An 18593-nucleotide genomic window follows, 5' to 3' on the forward strand; every position below is an offset into this window, starting at 1 on the left:
CTATTCCCCCTTAAATTCTGGAGTACGTTTCTCCATAAAGGCTTTCACGCCCTCACGGTAATCCTGTGTCTGACCCGCCATGCGCTGTAAATCAAGCTCAACATCTAGTTGCGTATTGAAATCGTGATCAAAACTTTGATTGAGTGCACGCTTAACAAAAGACAAACCTTTGGTTGGCTGAGTGGCCAGACGACGCGCCAACGACATTGCCTCTTCACGCAAATTTTCATCGTCTACGACTTTATAAATCATCCCCCACTCCAGCGCTTTTTCCGCCAAAAGTGGTTCTCCTAACAAGGCCAACTCTTTGGCTCTTGCCATACCGATCAAGCGTGGCAAAAACCAGGTTCCACCTGAATCTGGTATCAAACCAATCTTGCAGAATGCTTGAATGAATTTTGCGGATCGCGCCGCAATCACTAGATCACAAGCCAACGGAATGTTTGCCCCAGCTCCAGCCGCCACACCATTTACCGCACATATCACTGGCATTGGAAAAGCCTGTAACTGTTTAATCAGTGGATTGTAAAAACGTTCAATTGAAATACCCAGATCAGGTGACGCAGCATTAGGATCAACATTACGATCAGACAAATCTTGCCCGGCACAGAAACCTCGCCCCTCGGCCGTTAAAACCAGCACTCTAACTTGCTCATCTTTTAGCGCAGACTTTAGGGCTTGCTGTACTTCAAGGTGCATTGCCTCATTAAAACTATTAAGCGCCTTGGGGCGATTAAAGCTCAGTAATGCCACACCAGAATCAACCGAATATAAAATATGTTCGAAGCTCATTTTCTATTGCCTCTCTAAGAATTGAAAAATAACACCCAGAAAATTAGCGACCAGAAAAGTTTGGCTGGCGTTTTTCTTTAAACGCCATAATCCCTTCTTTTCTATCTTCAGTACCTGCCAGCACAGTAAAAGCATGGCGTTCAAAACGCAGGCCTGTTGCTAAGTCAGTATCCATGCCTTTTAGAATGGATTCTTTTGCTAAGCGCACAGCAAGGCTGCCTTTACTCGCAATGACTTTCGCCAAAGCCAAAGCTCTGGCAACAGTAAGTTCAGGTTGGGTTATTTCACTAATGAGACCAGCATCTTTTGCCTGCTGGGCATTGATAGGTTGACCGGTAAGCACCATTTGCATGGTGAGAGATTTACCAACAGCGCGTAAAAGACGCTGGGTTCCGCCTGCTCCAGGCATGATACCTAGATTGATTTCAGGTTGACCAAATTGCGCATCACGACCAGCAATTAGAATATCCGCATGCATGGCCAACTCGCAGCCGCCCCCCAAACAGTAACCATTAATGGCAGCAATAACGGGTTTAGAGAAACGCGTTATACGCTGCCAATATTGCTGACGCGGATCATTCAGCATACCAACGAGATCACGTTCTGCCATCTCATTAATATCGGCTCCGGCGGCAAACGCTTTCGAGCTTCCAGTTAGCACCAAAACCCGAATGTCACCCGATGCCTCAGCGACATCCATAACAGCGGATAATTCTGCCAATAGCTCTGTCGTTAATGCATTCAATGCTTCTGGACGGTTCAACTGTACCAACTGAACCCCACTCTCTACCTGATGCACCACCAATGATTGGTAACTTTTATTTGTCATTTAATTCAAACACTCGTTCTTATTGTTATTAATTCGCTCAGCCAAACACTCTTTATCGGACTCAATCGCGTTTCACTCAACATAAAGATGAACCATAATCAGATACAAAACAATAATAAATTTAACTTTTTACGTATCCCTTTAGTTAGACAAACAAATAAAACCAACTCATTAACTAAAAATTCATTTAAAAATCAAATACTTAAAATTAAAAACTATAATTTAAAATTCATTAAAGCAAAAATAAATCTTGATAAATTTCAACTTTAACGTAAAAAAACGAAAGAATTTAAAACATATCGACACAAAATAATCTAAAATAAAAAAAATAAAGAACCAAATAAAAAAGGATCAACATGCCTTATTACAAAATTGATGGTGTCACACCTGTCGTACACCCTAGTGCATACGTACACCCAACCGCGACGCTAATTGGCGATGTGATCATTGGAGAAGGCTGTTATGTTGGTCCAGGCGCCTGTTTAAGAGGGGATTTTGGACGTATTACCATGGAAGAAGAGTCAAACATCCAAGACAACTGTGTTGTTCATGGCTTTTCTGATAGCCATACCCTCATTCGTAAACATGGGCATATTGGTCATGGGGCCGTTTTGCATGGCTGTATCATTGGTGAAGATGCCCTGATCGGAATGAACAGTGTTGTCATGGACTATGCTGAAGTCGGCGAAGGCTCAATCATTGCTGCATCCTCATTTATAAAGAATCGCTTTACTTGTCCACCTAGATCTCTGGTGATGGGCTCGCCAGGAAAAATCGTTCGATCCGTCACAGATGACGAATTAAAATGGAAGCAAACAGGCACACGAGAATACATAGAACTCTCGAAACGATGCCTAACGTCAATGGTTGAATGTAATCCACTTAATGCCATAGAAGAAAATAGGCCAACACTGCAAAGTCGGTCACATCAACCAAAAAGCTAGTTCATAATGCACTTAGTCTGCTCTTTTAAGACTATTCCACTTTACTAAGCCGGACAGGTTTAAGAGAATAACCGCTGGCTTAACTCACTGGATCACCAGTTACCAATGAACAGAATTAATACTTTAGATACGTTAATCACTCGTTTTCAACAGCAAAAACCCATTCGAGCATCCTCTCTCGTCATCACTTTGTACGGCGATACAATTGAGCCTCATGGCGGTACCGTTTGGCTGGGCAGTTTAATCAAGCTGCTTGAACCAATGGGCATCAACGAACGATTAATGAGAACCACCATCTTTCGTTTGACTCAGGATGGCTGGCTGACCAGTGACAAGGTAGGAAGAAAAAGTTACTACAGCTTAACAGGTTCCGGTCGACGTAAGTTTGAACAAGCTTTCCGACGCGTGTACAGCACCAACCAAACCGTATGGGATGGTTCTTGGTGTTTAATCATGACACAACAATTGTCTGCCGAGGAAAGAAAGCAGCTACTAGACGATCTCAACTGGCAAGGTTTTGGCGTACTAACTGGTCAGCTTATTGGTAGTCCAAACACCAATCTAAGTGACGTAAATACCGTCTTAGCCTCATCTGGTTTACAAAGCAAAGTCATTGTATTTAAAACACATCAACAAGAAGAGCTAGCAGGAAGACAGATTCGAATGCTAGTAAGAGACTGTTGGGAACTCGATAAACTTGGCGCTCACTACCAAGAATTCATCAACCTGTTTCGCCCTGTATGGCAAGAACTGGATGAAAAAGACAATCTTGACCCTGAATCCTGCTTCCTGACTCGCACTCTGTTAATCCATGAATACAGAAAGCTCTTGCTGCGAGACCCACAACTACCTGAAGAGCTCCTCCCGGGAGACTGGGAGGGCAGAGCCGCAAGACAGCTATGTCGAAATATTTACCGCAAAGTCACCCCAACTGCAGAGCAATGGCTAGGGAGAAATCTAGAATCCGCCGACGGCCCACTTCCAGAAGCATCACAAGCTTTTTATAAAAGATTTGGCGGACTGAACTAAGCAACAAGCTTTATATAGTGGTCAAACAACACTGACCGCTATATAAAGTTAATTCAGCTACCCCTTCTTTCTTATTACGAGGTCATAAGGACACTCAATTAGATGAGCTAAACCCACTTTTCACTAACGCTTTTTATGCCAATATGTTTTGTACCAATTATCTTCTTCTATTAACTGGTCGTGGGAACCACTCTGTATGATACGCCCGCTCTCCATGACAATCACTCGATCAGCTTGACTGGCTAAATCAAGATCATGAGTGACAATTATTCTAGTGGTGTCTTTGCATTGTGTGAACAATGTATTACTTATCACTCCTCTATAATACACATCTAAAGAAGAGCTAGGTTCATCAAGAATAAGAATAGAAGGGCTACGAGCTAAGGCACGTGCAAATGCTACACGCTGCTTTTCCCCTCCTGACAGGTCAGCACAAGTTTTGTCGATATTCGCCGCCAATGAATCCAGAGTAATACCACTTAAATCGAGAATTTTATTACGTTCTGCCGAGGTTGTCTCAGTAGTAAAAATATTATCCAGCAACGATCGATTGAACAAATGGGGTTCCTGAGGAACATATCCAATTTTTTTACGTAGTGTTCGACTAGAGTTATTTGTAACTAATGTATCGTCAATTTTTACTGAGCCACTTTCTGGCTCCACAAGCCCTATAATTGACTTTATTAATGATGTTTTCCCCGCACCAGAATTACCAACAAGAGCAATACACTCTCCTGGTAGAATATTTAAATTTATATCCTTCAGATAGCTTTTTCCATCACTGGATTTTAACTTAAAATTAGTTATTGATATGGAACTGGGCTTAAGAGGAAAAGACGAAGGTAAACATTCAGGAAATTCACTATCAATAAGAGATAACCTATTTTCTTCTAATGCAACGGACGCGCGCTTAATACCACTAATAACCATACCAAAATAGCTTACAGGTAATAAAAACTGGAGGACATACGCATTTATTTGAACTAGTCCACCTAAAGTTAATACTCCACTTTTTACATCAAAAATGGATTTCAAAGTAATAATTAATAAACCAATTCCAAGAAATAAAATCTGTGTACTACTTACCAACTGTGTATATGCCATAGACTTAACAGCACTTCGTTTAGAATTGACTAGTGATTTTGAAATATTATCAATTTCATGTAACTCTGTTGCGTGAGCTATAGTCAATTCTTTGTTATTCAAGGCATCAATTATAGTCGAACTTGTATGCTGCATTGCAAGGTTAGCACTACGTTGTTTGTCCCCGATATGAGTATGAGTGAACACAGATATAGATAAGAAAGTAATAACGCATAAAATGAGAAGTGCTGAATAAATAAGCGGAGCAAAAAGAGCAAGCGCACTTACTGATAATACTAGCCTTATAATTAGGGGAATTACTTGCCATGTAAGGCCATCGATAAATATCGGCAATGCGTATAATAGTTGTGCCATTTTTGCAGAGAATTCTCCAGCAGGCATATGGCGAGAACGAGAATCAAATTTAAATATTGAATTCTTACAAAGCCGTTTCAAAGCCTCATTTTTTGCCTCTTCTATCACTTCTGTTGTTATGTATGCTCTGACCCTCAGTAGCAGTTCAGAGCATAGCCATATAGCTCCATAACCAATTCCTAGCCAATATACTACACCAGACGTATCAGCAGACGAATCGAGAGCATCAATCAGTTTTTTCAAAAGGATGGGAGCAGAAACAGAAAATAAAACGACAATGAGGTCTAAAGCACAAGCATAGAAAAATTTCAATTTTGCCGATTTTTTTGAGTTAAAAAGAAGGTCTACGCATATTTTAAAAGACGTAAATATTTGACTGGTGCTTAACATCTAGCACCTCCGATAGAGACTATTGTTGAAACTTCACCACTGAATATGACATAACAGAGCCTAAAGCTAGAATATTTTCCTAACTCAAATTTTCTGCTACTTATATCTAACTTAGTAACCATCGAGATAAATTTAACATTCTCAAAATAATAGTTTAAGTATTTATTTATATCTAAACAAAAATTCATAGTATGCTTCCTTGCATATATTAAATAAAATAAGCTACATTATGTGGTTACGTTACGATATTTAACCCCAAAACCGTATCTAACCCTGGCGCCAGCGGCTCATATTGCTGACCGCCTACAGAACCCTGAATTTAAAAGAAAGGCCCTGCCGGCAGCTTCCTGAACAACTACGTTATGAAACTCCATAACGTTATTTCACCACACGATGAACTAACTCCATATAGAAGATCAAGCAGACTCTCTAATAATCAATCGGCCATCCAGCTTAATATGACTCTCTATTTCATCTGGAATGACACCTATTAAGCTCATAATCATATCAATAGCACATTTACCTATGTTTTCTACATCCTGTTCAACCGTCGTTAGCGGTGGACAAGTAAACTTACTTAAAGGCTGATTATCATGACCTGATATTGAAATGCTCAAGGCATTTTGATCCTTAAATGTTATCAAACCTTCTGAAAACATAGCTGAAATAACCCCAAATGCCACCCGATCATTGGCACATATAATGGCGTCTCCATCCAATTGATTAGATCGAATCATGCGTAAAGCTTCTTCTCGCGCCCATTCCTCAAAATCCCAACGCAAACTTTGCCCGACAGGAAGGATAATAGAAGACTCATCACTGGCTTTCATAGCGTCAAGGTACACGTCCAAACGTTCCTGAGCATTACTATTTACATTCGGCATAGGAAAAAAAGCGGGACGTCGCCCTGCCCCAAGCATGTAGTCTGTAATAAGACCTATTGTTTGCCTATTGTTATTTCTGACACTGTAATTGGCTCCTTCAAAAACAGCATCAATAAACACCAAAGGCAACTCCATCTGGATTCTATGTAACTTTTTTTCAACTTGCCGAATCCCAGATGGCGCATAACAAATGCCAGCCACTTTCACCGAAAGAAAATTTTCAATCGCCTTGGATTCAAGAGCAGGATCACCATAAGAACACTCAATCATCACTGAGTAGCCGTAAGTCAGCGCGTTCATAGCAATCGAACGCACAATAGAGGCGTAAAAAGGATCTCCTAAAGACGGAATTAACACCCCTATTATCTTCGAATCTTTACGCATTAAGCGCGACGCCAAAAGATTTGGACGGTAATCCACTTCTTTTAGCATTGCCTCAATTTTCATTCTTGATCGAGGACTAACGGCGTCTTTTTTTTCAAAATATTTAGAGGCCGTAGGACGAGATACGCCAGCTAGCGCAGCAAACTCTTCCATTGTATTAACTTTTTTCAATCAAAAGTCCTCTCATAAAATAATACCCACAAAAGCAAAAACTAGCTCACAGAAAATTGATTACATGCCTGAGCATACATTTTTATCTCTGAACGAATGCGTTCCCGCAAGAAAACGGCAGGATCGTTCATTATCTCACCTTTTCTTAATGCAATATATTGCGCAGACATATATTGGCTAATCAATGGATACGGAGCTGGAGATACCGTCAAATTCTGAATCAACACCTTCAAACTTGCTTCAATATCAGCGTGATTCCAGTAGTAGCGAGAGCGATCGCTAAAACTAAACTTACGAGCAAACATTTTATCTTGCTCATTCCCATGATAGTAACCTTCCCAATACTTTGGATTATTTACCATGGTTTGCTCCAACACTTCTCGAATATTGGAACGTTTTTCAGGTTCAATCCATTCATCTTCAATATAACTTAAGGCAAATACCGCTTCACGAAATGCGAATGTTAATCCTGGACCCACTTTTAGAATCGCAAAATGGTCTCTTACTAGATGACTCAAACAAGATTGCGATTGATAGTCCGTTGAATGAGCTTCAAAAACCATTCCGGAAAACTGGTGAATAACAGACTTTAACTCTTTTGCTTTTACTGGGTTATATTCAATAACACTTGAGTGATCAAATTCCACTCCTGGCTGCACTACAACACCAATCACTCGATCAAAAGCATCGTCAATATCAAGATTAGAGAAAAGCACGCGGTGAGTATGAATGGTATCGGCCAAATCTATAGTAGAGGTTACCTGAAGTTCTTCTAAATCCTCTTGTGCACCACCAGGAACAGGAACCTCGGTACCTATTATGTAATAAGGTTTCTGTTGCGATAAAGAGACACGTTCAGCAGCCTGACACATAATAGCGGCACGCTTAGCAATCGTTTCCGACGACAAAGGTACCTCATCATCCGCACAGGACATACTTGCATCTAGGTGAATTTTAGTAAAACCCGCTTTAACATAAGCTTCTACAAGTGCCATCGCCTTTTCCATAGCATCAGCAGAAGAAAGATGCTTCCAAGGATTTGGGCCCAAATGGTCTCCACCAAGAATAAGCTGATTAGTATCATAATCAACGGACTTAGCCACCTCTGAAATATAAGCTTGAAAGTCAGCAGGGGTCATATTGGTATAACCACCGTCTTGGTTTACCTGGTTACAAGTCGCCTCAATAAGTAATGGAGAATTATTTTCTTTCGCCTCCAGCATAGCAGCTTCTAAAACAAAACGATTTGCCGAGCATACGGAATAAATACCTACCTGCTCACCTGATCGATTACGCTTGACGATGTTTTTTAGTATTTCTGTTGAAGACATTTATATTTCCTCTAAAGATTCAATGAAAGTATCGATAAACTTATTAAGCTCTTCTTCTGATGATGCTCCCTCCATTGGCCCCCAATGAGATACAGCCGTGGCTCCACTTGCATTAGCAAGACCAAGAGATTTTTTTGGTGAATATCCCAATTCACGACATGCAATATAAGTAGCTCCAAAAGTATCTCCTGCCCCAGTCGCGTCAATTTCTTCAACAGAAAAAGATGGCATAAAGAAATAGTCATTATGACTATAAAAAGCACACCCATCAGCCCCTTGTTTTAATACGATTTCACTAACACCCAATTCAAGTGCCGATTCGACCGCATCCTCTAAAGTTTGCTTATTAGTTAGAGCATATAACTCTTCGCCACTAGGCAAAAAGATATCGGTATTGGCTAAAACTTCTTTGAAAAATTCAAACAAAGTTGAATCACTTAATAACTCCTCCCTAACATTAGGATCGAAAGATATTCTCCCACCATTATTTCTTACGATTTCAATCGCCTCGCGTACCATATTAATAACAGCATGCGAAAAAATAGATGACCCCATAACATGCAGAACAGCACAAGTAGAAAGGCGCTCTTTTGCAACATCAGTTAAATAAAAAGCAGCAGCGGCACTATGACGAATATTAAAAATAAAATTTCGGCTACCATTGCTTTGGTATCTAACAAAGGCGGTTCCTGTTGGAAGTTCATTATCAACATCAATCAAACTAGTATTAACGCCATTTTCTATAAGTCGATTTAAACAAACCTTACCAAAATCATCTTGCCCAACACACCCAATGATCGAAGCTGGAACTTTCATTTTAGCCACTTGATTGATAAAAATAGCAGGTGCACCACTAGGGTAAGGCCCAAGAAACTCACCTGATTCAATAAATAGCTGGTTCGTTTTTTTAGCCATTACTTCAACAATAACTTCACCAAGAGTGATTACTTCTTTCATTACTTTACCTATACAGATATATATTGCCAAAATGTAAAATGGCGATACAAAAAATTCAAATAACACAATCATCAAGGATGGTTATAATTAATTTTTTTCATTAACAGTCTAGAAAACATGGCTGTGAAAATAATCACCACCTATAGCACTTAAGTAAATAAAAACACTAAGCTGCTTTTCTCTTATTCTTATAAACATCAATTCCTACAGCGATCAATATCACAACGCCTTTAACAATAAGAGAAACAAAAAAATCAACATTCATCAGGCTCATAACGTTACTAAGCACAGCGATAATCAAAGCACCAATTAAGGTGCCAATAATTGTACCTCTGCCACCGGTAAGAGATGTTCCACCAAGCACACAAGCTGCAATGGCATCCAGCTCCATACCATTTGCAGCTGTTGGCTGTGCAGAAAACATTCTTGATGCCAACATAACACCACCCACACCAGCCATTAATCCTGTGATCATATATGAGTAAATAGTGGTTTTAGATACGTTAATACCTGAATAAGCAGCGGCTTCTGGGTTACCACCCACAATATAAACTCGACGTCCAAAAGTTGTCTTTGATAAGACAAAATGATTCAGAGCTATCATCGACAACAAAATAATAATAGGGAAAGGGATACCAAAAAGATAACCGTTAAAAATGTATTCAAAAGGTGCATTATCATAAAGAGAGACAGCTTGACCATCACTGGTTAACATTGCGACGCCACGCCAAATTCCCATAAAACTCATAGTGACAATAAAAGGGTGAACTCCTAACCAAGTGGTAATAAGTCCATTCGAAAAACCACAAAACACAGCAACTAAAAGCGCTATTGGAAGCATCAGAGAAAAAGGCAAACCATTTGTTAATCCTATTACTAAAACCAGCCCCGTTAGTGCCACAATAGAACCAACTGACAAATCAATTCCAGCAAGTAAAATTGCATATGTCATTCCAAAGGCAACAATAGCAACAATAGATGTTTGTAATACAATATTAGTAACGTTATTTACCGACCAAAAATATTCGGATAAAAAAGAAGAAACCAAGCATAAAATTAATAATCCGCCTAGTATTCCAGCATATTCACGAAAAAAACCTTTAATCATTTGAATCAACTCCCGTTGCATAAACCATTACTTGATCTTGAGTTAATCCTTTCGTTTTAAACTCTTTCACTAATTTCTTTTCTCTCATAACAAATAATCGATCACTCATATTCATCACCTCGGGTAACTCAGATGAAACCAAAATGACAGCAGTTCCTTTTTCTGTCAGTTCACGAATAATGCTATAGATTTCATATTTAGCACCAACATCTACACCACGAGTAGGCTCATCTAAGATCAAAATATCAGGTTGTCTTTCAAGCCACTTAGCTAGTACGATTTTTTGCTGATTCCCGCCACTCAGCGACCCTACGCTTTGGAGTCTATTCTGTACTCGAATATTCATTCGCTTAATACTTTCTTCGGTTTGACTAACTTCTGCTTGCTCGTTAATCAGACCACGGGTTGCTATTCGCTCAAAACTCGCCAAATTACAATTAATATGCACACTGTGATCGAGTACTAAGCCCTCTTCTTTTCGATTCTCAGTAACAAATGCAATACCATTTTTAATCGCTATGATGGGAGTTTCTATTGTTACCTTTTTGCCCTTAATAATAATTTCACCTTCATATGGCAACATGCCAAATAAAGCATTCATTACATCAGATCGTCCTGCACCAACTAAACCAAAAAAACCAACCACTTCACCAGCATGAAGATCAAAGCTAACATTATGAAAGGCATTAGGATTAGTCAGAGATTTAACACTCAAGGCAAGGTCACCAATTTCTGATACTGACTCATTTTTTGATGGATAAATATCATTCATTTCTCGCCCCACCATCATAGTAATTAGAGGGTCGATTGATGTCTCTTCTTTATTAACTGTGTCTATATATTGGCCATCGCGCATAACGGTTATTTCATCAGAAATACGCATAATTTCAGCCATTTTATGACTAACATAAATAATGGATTTATTTTCAGATTTAAGTTCGGAAATTATATTAAATAGAATCTCAACTTCAGAATCAGATAATGATGAAGTAGGCTCATCAAAAATAACAACATCAGATGGATAACTTAAGCCTTTAGCAATTTCTACCAACTGACGTTGCGCCATTGATAAAGAACCCACTTTTATTTCTGCCGATATTGGTATGTGATATTTATTAAGAATTGCTTCAGCATCGGAAAGAATTTTTTTAGAATCAATCACACCAAAACGATGGGGTTCATTATTTGCAAATATATTTTCTGCAACTGTAAGGTTGTTACACAAAGAAAGCTCTTGAAAAATGATAGCGATGCCATTGTCTCGAGAATCTCTAGGTGATTTAAACTCAACATTTTTACCATTGCGTAAAACACTACCAAATGTAGGTGCATGAACGCCTGCTAGCATCTTAAGGGTGGTAGATTTACCACAACCATTTTCCCCTAAAATCGTGTGCACTTTTCCAGCTCGAAACTTTATGGATAGTCCATCTACAGCCTTGTTGTCGCCAAAATGCTTACACAACCCGACTGTTTCTAGTAATACTTTCGACATCAATAGCTCCAGAACAAAAAAATAGGGCCTACATCAGCCCTATTTCTATCGCCGTTAATTACTTACCTGTATAAAGCACAGGGACAATCGGATATTCAGACTTAACTTCTTTGCCATTCAAATAATCTGCAACGACTTTCATTGCCGTTTTACCCATGGCATCTGCATCTTGTTTCACAACACCAATAATATGATCATTTTCGTCTACAGCTTTAATACCCTCTGGCATACCATCAAATCCAATAACAACCGCTTTGGATTTTTGTTTAGTAACCGCAAGACCAGCACCAATCATCATGTCATCACCAAATGCAAAGATCAGGTCCGTCTCAGGATTTGCTTGCAACATATTAATAGTTGACGTCATAGACTCTTCACGAGTTTTGCCTGGTTGAACCGCAACGATTTTGATATCAGTATCTGCTACAGCATCACGAAAACCTTGCAATCTGGCTTCTACGGAAGAAATACCAGGATAAGACAGCATGACAACTTGCCCTTTACCGCCCAACTGTTTCACCGCTAATTTACCTGCAACAGCACCGCCACCGTAATTATCGGTCGCAATATGCGATACAATTTTGCTATTTTCAGCACCAATATCAACGGTAATGACAGGGATATTTGCACGTTCAGCTTTTTTCAGCGGCCCACGAATTCCCTTAGAATCCACTGGGGATATAACAATAGCGTCTACGTTTTTAGTAATACAGTCCTCTATATCGTTAATTTGCTTAGCAAGATCTTGGTTTGCCACAGAAACTTTTAAGTTGATATGTTGCAACTTAGCACCTTCTTTTAGGCCATTACCTAAAGCGATATAAAACGGATGGGATTGAGTCAAAAGAGAAGCACAAACAACAGGCTCATCTTTCGCATAGAGATTGAAAGAAGCGGAAGCAATAGTCACAGCAATTGCAGTAAAACGTTTAAGGTTTTTCATTTTGATTTTCCTGTACATTTATTTTTATAAGTATTACGCCAACACAAACCAGCTATTAATTATTAATAGTAGATGTGAAGAAAATTACCCTTTAAGTTTACGCGAGTCAATATTTTTTTTACTCGTGTACAAAAATGAAAACTTACCTACTTCTACATAACCACCCTAAAAGCATTATGGGTCGATTCAACTTGTGCTTGTAATGTCTACATAACTGCACTTTATCTAGACCTGCTATCGCAATGTCAAAAACTAAACCGCTGTGATAATTATTGAGGCAACTAGAAGGCTGGTAGTTGGAATGATGCTAGTATCATTGAAAGGTAAATCTAGATTGGAACTAAATATTAAACAAACTACTCTACCCTCAAGGAGTAGAGCCGTTCAAAGCAATGTAAGTATTCCCTATTTACTCTTACTACATCAGGTCGATAGACTGAAAATCTTTCATTATACGCTCTTGGATCGCCTCTGTTCGTCCAGCAACAATCACGCCTTTACGAACAGTCGGTTTATAGGGACTTCCATCCAACATGCAGACATAGCCACCCGACTCCTGATAAGCAAGAATTCCTGCGGCATGATCCCAAACCTTTGGTTTAGGGCTAATAAAGAAATCAACTCCATTCTGCGACATTGTTCTATATTCATGGCAGCAACAACGCAGATTAGAAGAGCGAGCATAGCTAACTTGCTGAACAGCAACACGTTCGCGAACAGCATTGTCTTCAAACAAAAAGGGCGAGAAAAATCCAACCAACTTAGAGTCAACAGGCTGCTCGCTTAGCGCTAAACGTCGTGGCAATTGGTCCGGTCGAACAAACCAAGATCCTTCATCTAAACTCGTTTCAATCCAGTCGTCATTTAAAGGGTCGTACAGCAAACCGTAAATGGTCTCACCTTGATAAATAGCCGCGATCAATACACCAAAGGTGGATAAGCCATGGGCAAAATTCCATGTCCCATCAATAGGGTCGATGATAACAACCAGTTCATCCGTATCAATTTGATCTAATACTGACTCATCTTCCGAAACAGCTTCTTCACCAATGATGACAGCGTGAGGTAACAGCGTTTGAAAGCGCTGTGTTAGTGCTTTTTCAGAGGCAACATCCGCTTCAGTGACAAGATCATCAAAGCTTGTCTTAGTCGATATAGCACCATCCGAGAGCCTTCTAAACCTAGGCAAAATTTCTGCCTTGGCAACGTCTCTAACGATTTCTATCATCTCTGATTTTTGCTTACGTGTTAACACAACACCTCCATTTTACAATCTAAACCTATGAATTACGGGCGAGCATGATATTTTTCATCAATAGAGTTTATTGCTTTAACATTATCTGCCGAGCGACCCTTTTCATCGAATACTTGAACCAAAAACGCATCGGCAATGGACTTCGCTAACTCTTGCCCAATTACACGTGCGCCCATAGTAATAATTTGTGCGTTGTTAGAAAGTGCAGCACGCTCTGCAGAATAAGTATCATGGGTAAGAGCAGCTCGAATACCCGGCACTTTACTTGCTGCAATACACACTCCAATTCCTGTACCACAACATAAAATGGCACGATCGTATTTTCCTTCTAAAACTGCATTAGCGACACGATCAGATAAGTTGGCATAAAACGGCTCAACCTCTCCAGAGTCAGTACGAGAAACTTCCTCTACATCGTAACGATTTTTAAGATGGTCAGCTAAAATTTTTGCTAGCCCTTCGCCAGCACTGTCTCCAGCAATTGCAATTCTCATGATGCTATCCTCGGCTTTAAATTTGCGTTTGAACGACTGCGGCACATTTATTTAAAATATCGATATATCCATCAACGCTCCAAGCGGATCGACCAATAAATAAACCATCAATGTGTTCGCAGGCTATAAGTTCTTCACAGTTATTAGGGTTCACCGAGCCACCATATAAACAAGGAACTTTGCGTCCCAATACTTTTTTGGCTACCTCCAGAATGTCAGCTTGTCTTGCGTCGGCATACTCAGCAGAAGCTGGAATCCCTCGCTCACCTATTGCCCAAACAGGCTCATAAGCAAACAAAATAGGCGCATCTTTTTGCTCATCGCTCAGAAACTGCAACGCATCACGCACTTCTTTTGCTAAGACACGAGCTGCCTGACCACTTTCTTTATCTGCCAATGTTTCACCAATACAGATAAGGGGAATTAAACCATGACGAATAGCAGACTCGACCTTACGGCCAACAGTCTCATTCGTTTCACCAAAATACTCACGTCGTTCGGAGTGCCCCAATTCAACGATATCGAGATGACAGTCATTCAGCATTAGAGGAGACACTTCTCCTGTCCAAGCTCCATGTTCTGCCCAATGCATATTTTGAGCCCCTACTTTTACGGATGTATCACGAAGCATTTCTTTTACTTCACGTACACATGTAAATGCAGGAATAACAAATCGCTGAATATGGGCATCTGCATTTGCATCATCAACCTGTAAAGCGGCTGAAAAAGCTTGCGCTTCTGCCAATGTCTTATTCATTTTCCAACTTGTACCAACCCAAAACTGCTTTTTATTCGTCATGTATTTTCCAGTGATCTCGCAATAGTTAACTGAATGCCAGCGTCCACCAACTGCTGTTGAACGTTTGGCTCTGGAACTTGGTCGGTGATGACCCAGTCAAAATAATCAAGATTTGCCAGTACATGAAGTGCAACACGATCAAATCGTGTGTGATTAACCAACAAGCAAGCCTTAACCGCCGCATTAAGCATGGCTTTTTTTACTCTGATCACATCAGCATCCATATGAAACACTTGGTTTCCAGATACCGCAGGACTCGATAAAAAAGCAAGATCCGCTCGTAAACTCGTTAAATTTTGCTCTGCCAACACACCGAAGTAACCATTAAACTTAGAAGAATACATTCCACCAAGTGCAATAAGATCAATCCCCTTTTCAAACTTTAATGCCTCCAAAATGGAAGCATTGTTGGTAATAACTGTCAGTGGCTTTTTACGAGGAAGCATGCTTCCCAACATTGCAGCCATAGATCCATCGTTGACCATCACAGTCATCCCAGGCTCAACCAGCTCCAATGCTTCTAACGCCATACGTTCTTTACCTTCACTACCTTGACGTTCACGCAGTCTAAAATCACTTTCAAATTGCATGCCTGCTTCAATAGTCGCACCGCCTCGCACTTTACGCAGCAAGCCGCCAGCTTCAAGTTCGTCTAAATCACGGTGAATTGTCATCTTGGAAACAGCAAAACGTTTCGCTAACTCCTCTAGATCAACAACACCATTTTCGACAAGAAGATCGATAATTTGCTGTCTACGTTCATCACGCTTCATAAACACTCACTTCGATAGCAAACCTCTTGAGTATGTTATAAACCCAAAAATAACATTTTAAAAGTTATATTTAACAAAAAAATGTTTATTTTGTTAAATATAATGTTATTTAAGACACAAACCCAAGAAATTCCGGATTAAAATCACAAAAAAAGCGTGAAAACAGCCAGTTTTCACGCAACTTAGTGAGTAGAATAACATTTATAAAATCGGATTTAGATAGGAAACCATCAAGATAACAGGGGAAACTACGTGAAACATGATTAGTAGATGTTAAAAATCACAGAAAATATCACATTCAGTATTTTTGATAACGGATTTATTATCATTTAATGGCTGAATTTTGGCCCATAGTCCAATAATCCACCTACATAAAAAAGAACGTTATTGGTGCTCTTTTTTATGTACATCATTGTTAACGCAAGAGCTCAACCAGGAGCTCTAACTTAGGTCACTTTAAACCTGACAAAGATATATATAGAATTATTCAACGGTTAGAATCGCACGTGCGGTAAACTCATCAGTAATCAACCCTGTGAGTAAGCCTCCTTTAAGTGCTGCTCTGATAGCTTCAACCTTCTCTTCTCCACCAGAGACCGCTATTACATCACCTTTATGCCCTTCCAAAGACACGGACAACATCCGAGCACTGAGAGAAGTTTCTATTATGTGGCCATTTTCATCATAAAAATGCCCCATCACCTCTCCAACCGCACCGGCACGGGCAATTTCAATAATCTCTTCCGGTTTAATAGGACCAGAGGAAACCAACTGAGCAGTTTGAGCAACAGTTCCTATACCAATAAACTTAATATCGGCATCATTGGCCATAGAGAAGACATCTTTAACGCCCTTTTGGTTAAGAAGAACTACCCTATCTTCAACAGAATTTGCCAATAACGGAACTGGCATGGTGTATGCTGGAGCGCCTGTTTTTGCAGCTATCCAGTGCAAAACGTCATCTCGGTTAATAGAATAGTCTCTAGTTAACCCTCCTAACAAGGATACAAAACGAATCCCCGACGTCTCAAGTTTAGGCAACTGATGAACCACTGCCGCCAATGCTCGCCCAAGCGCCAAACCTATTGTTATATTTGATTGCGTAGACAACACAGAACGCAAATAAGAGGCTCCTGCCTGTCCTAAAGTTTTGAGAGGAATGCCTTCTTCACCTAAATTTGGTGCAACAATACATTGACTCAAACCAAAGCGCTCTATAAGTTGATTTTCAAGCTTTACACACTCAGTTATGCTGCCGTCTATACTGACTTTTACAGCTCCTTCGGCCACTGCCTTTGAAATTAAGCGATGCACCTTAACCGATGTCAGCCCAAGCCTTTTTGCCACCGCCGCTTGAGTTAAACCTCCAACGTAATGCAGCCAAGCTGCTCGAATAGCTAATGAGCTGTCTGGTTCATTATTAGATTTTCTTTCATCCACAGCTATTGCTCTCTTTTTCCTGGATTAAGTTATAACGAACAAACACGATGTTCGATGTGCACAACGTATTAACATCACTTTTTAGTCCCATGCTTAAATAAAACCATGCGAAACTTTACAACACCTACTACATAACTTCGACTTGAATAGTAAGTATTTTTTTATTTGAATTAATACGTTATTAAATATTCAAGTCTCGAATCCCACTATCAATATGTGGCGCCCAAAAAGCGACGCTTTCTGCTATTTGCTCAACCACTTGATAATCTGTCGGATCACGCTCTTTGAAGCTCAGCTCAAGACAAATCTGATTGTCCTTAGCACCACCTTTATCAAGAGTTTCTAGTAAAGGTGCCGGCTGAATACGACCATTTTGATTGTATTCAGCTATAAAAGGTCGATGCCCTCCTTTATCCATAAGGCTTTGTTTAATATGAATAATAGGAGACACTGCTGGGACTACCTCTGCCCAAGCATAAGGATCATAATCTGCAGGATTACTAGATGTTACATCTCCATGGTCAATGTCTGCCATCATCCACATAGGAATCGCCATATTGGCATCCGTTAAGCGCTTTTGAAGAGTCATAGCAGAATCAATGGTATCGCCAAATTCACGTCCAACACTCATCGGCTCCCAATACACATAGTCTAAACCCGCCTGTTTAGCGTGCTCAGCCACTTCTGCCCAGCAATCAATGGCTATTTTTGTCAATTCTTCACGACGCACTTCGTCATTGAAATCCTTATGGGTCATGATGGCAAACTGTGTACCTATAGCATACCCGCCTAAATCGGCCGTTATATCTGCAAAGGTTTTAAACCATTCAATGTAATAACGACGAACGTCTGCATCTGGATGGCCAAAATGATTCAAGCGACCATATGGGCCTGTCATACCCGACGTAATACGGACGCCAGTCCGATCCAAAGCCACTTGCATTTCTCTTGTTAACCGACGAATAACAGCAGCTGGCCAACTAGGGTTAATAAATTCATGTGTCAATTGCACATCGCGGATTTTAATATCGTGCGCGATGGTGTCGATTAGATGGGACGGCTCGGCAAATCTATTTACCAGAGGGTTGGTATTAAGTCCTAACGTTAACGGCATACT

At 40.0% G+C, this 18593-nt stretch carries 17 protein-coding genes; 2 read left to right on the top strand and 15 right to left on the bottom strand.

Going from position 1 to position 18593, the window contains the following annotated elements; genetic code table 11:
* Together paaG and paaF are read right to left on the bottom strand one after the other, a co-directional pair.
* Positions 1-792 (bottom strand): 2-(1,2-epoxy-1,2-dihydrophenyl)acetyl-CoA isomerase PaaG, encoded by a 792-nt coding sequence (gene paaG / locus DFP80_RS08940; protein WP_113916467.1) that lies wholly within the window; start codon positions 790-792, stop codon positions 1-3.
* 43 nt (positions 793-835) lie between these two features.
* Positions 836-1621, bottom strand: coding sequence for a 2,3-dehydroadipyl-CoA hydratase PaaF (gene paaF, locus DFP80_RS08945; protein ID WP_113916468.1), 786 nt, complete (start codon positions 1619-1621; stop codon positions 836-838).
* Positions 1622-1977: 356 nt separating this feature from the next.
* Between paaF and DFP80_RS08950 the strand changes: the two genes are divergently transcribed.
* Positions 1978-2565 (top strand): phenylacetic acid degradation protein PaaY, encoded by a 588-nt coding sequence (locus DFP80_RS08950; protein ID WP_113916469.1) that lies wholly within the window; start codon positions 1978-1980, stop codon positions 2563-2565.
* Between the two features lie 105 nt (positions 2566-2670).
* Positions 2671-3594, top strand: a complete 924-nt coding sequence (gene paaX, locus DFP80_RS08955) for a phenylacetic acid degradation operon negative regulatory protein PaaX (protein ID WP_113916470.1) — start codon at positions 2671-2673, stop codon at positions 3592-3594.
* Positions 3595-3717: 123 nt separating this feature from the next.
* On the opposite strand, the gene DFP80_RS08960 is transcribed toward paaX, so the two are convergent.
* The 13 genes from DFP80_RS08960 to DFP80_RS09025 all read right to left on the bottom strand — a co-directional run bounded on the left by DFP80_RS08960 (position 3718) and on the right by DFP80_RS09025 (position 18590).
* Positions 3718-5442: an ATP-binding cassette domain-containing protein gene (locus tag DFP80_RS08960; protein WP_113916471.1), complete on the bottom strand. Its 1725-nt coding sequence runs from the start codon at positions 5440-5442 to the stop codon at positions 3718-3720.
* Positions 5443-5858: 416 nt separating this feature from the next.
* Positions 5859-6881, bottom strand: a complete 1023-nt coding sequence (locus DFP80_RS08970; RefSeq protein WP_147243844.1) for a LacI family DNA-binding transcriptional regulator — start codon at positions 6879-6881, stop codon at positions 5859-5861.
* 41 nt (positions 6882-6922) lie between these two features.
* Positions 6923-8212, bottom strand: a complete 1290-nt coding sequence (locus tag DFP80_RS08975) for a D-tagatose-bisphosphate aldolase, class II, non-catalytic subunit (RefSeq protein WP_113916474.1) — start codon at positions 8210-8212, stop codon at positions 6923-6925.
* Positions 8213-9169, bottom strand: coding sequence for a sugar kinase (locus DFP80_RS08980; protein ID WP_158601347.1), 957 nt, complete (start codon positions 9167-9169; stop codon positions 8213-8215). It abuts the gene before it with no gap.
* Positions 9170-9335: 166 nt separating this feature from the next.
* Complete coding sequence (locus tag DFP80_RS08985; RefSeq protein WP_113916594.1) at positions 9336-10277, bottom strand: ABC transporter permease; 942 nt, start codon at positions 10275-10277, stop codon at positions 9336-9338.
* Positions 10270-11772 (bottom strand): sugar ABC transporter ATP-binding protein, encoded by a 1503-nt coding sequence (locus DFP80_RS08990; protein WP_113916476.1) that lies wholly within the window; start codon positions 11770-11772, stop codon positions 10270-10272. The genes DFP80_RS08985 and DFP80_RS08990 overlap by 8 nt, the downstream gene beginning before the upstream one ends.
* Positions 11773-11830: 58 nt before the next feature.
* A complete protein-coding gene (locus tag DFP80_RS08995) occupies positions 11831-12715 on the bottom strand; it encodes a substrate-binding domain-containing protein (protein ID WP_113916477.1) in 885 nt (294 codons plus the stop codon).
* Positions 12716-13133: 418 nt separating this feature from the next.
* Entirely contained in the window at positions 13134-13970 is an 837-nt protein-coding gene (locus tag DFP80_RS09000) for an inositol monophosphatase family protein (RefSeq protein WP_206610571.1), read from the bottom strand.
* Positions 13971-14002: 32 nt separating this feature from the next.
* Positions 14003-14464, bottom strand: a complete 462-nt coding sequence (gene derI / locus DFP80_RS09005; RefSeq protein ID WP_113916478.1) for a D-erythrulose-4-phosphate isomerase — start codon at positions 14462-14464, stop codon at positions 14003-14005.
* A gap of 16 nt (positions 14465-14480) precedes the next feature.
* On the bottom strand, positions 14481-15263 hold the full coding sequence (locus tag DFP80_RS09010) for a triose-phosphate isomerase (protein ID WP_113916479.1): 783 nt from the start codon (positions 15261-15263) through the stop codon (positions 14481-14483).
* Positions 15260-16036: a DeoR/GlpR family DNA-binding transcription regulator gene (locus tag DFP80_RS09015; protein ID WP_113916480.1), complete on the bottom strand. Its 777-nt coding sequence runs from the start codon at positions 16034-16036 to the stop codon at positions 15260-15262. The genes DFP80_RS09010 and DFP80_RS09015 overlap by 4 nt, the downstream gene beginning before the upstream one ends.
* 483 nt (positions 16037-16519) lie before the next feature.
* Complete coding sequence (locus tag DFP80_RS09020) at positions 16520-17476, bottom strand: sugar-binding transcriptional regulator (protein WP_113916481.1); 957 nt, start codon at positions 17474-17476, stop codon at positions 16520-16522.
* Between the two features lie 181 nt (positions 17477-17657).
* Entirely contained in the window at positions 17658-18590 is a 933-nt protein-coding gene (locus DFP80_RS09025; RefSeq protein WP_113916482.1) for a sugar phosphate isomerase/epimerase family protein, read from the bottom strand.
* Between the last annotated feature and the right edge of the window lie 3 nt (positions 18591-18593).

Source organism: Marinomonas rhizomae, assembly GCF_003315485.1.
Taxonomy (GTDB): Bacteria; Pseudomonadota; Gammaproteobacteria; order Pseudomonadales; family Marinomonadaceae; genus Marinomonas; species Marinomonas rhizomae.